General features: G+C 67.0%; 1 protein-coding gene. It reads right to left on the minus strand.

All coding sequences use genetic code 11. The features are described 5' to 3' along the window. Positions 1 to 148: 148 nt before the first annotated feature. Positions 149 to 315: transposase (locus JHD63_RS23280; protein ID WP_198973168.1), on the minus strand; the 167-nt coding region annotated here is incomplete at its 5' end.

Below are 315 nucleotides of genomic sequence, written 5' to 3' on the forward strand. Positions count from 1 at the left end.
GGCAAAGCTGAACAAGCGGTCGATTTCAGCGAGGCGCGGTCGCGTTGATCGGGAACTCCGAGATGGGAAGGGCGCAGCGGCTCGATTGCGGGCCGGATTGCGACCATTTCTGGCCCACGCCCGCGCATGGCCGGTGTTGCGGGCGCACTCATGCCATGAGGCGCCGGCGCGCCAGGTAGATGTTGGCTAGGCCCAGGGCGACGAACGAGCGTGTGGCGTTCTTGGCCAAGCCGCGGTAGCGCACCTTGGTGAAGCCCCATAGCCGCTTGACCACCGCGAAGACGTGCTCCACGCGGGCGCGCACCCTGGACTTGT

This window comes from Xylophilus sp. ASV27 (assembly GCF_016428875.1).
GTDB lineage: Bacteria > Pseudomonadota > Gammaproteobacteria > Burkholderiales > Burkholderiaceae_C > Xylophilus.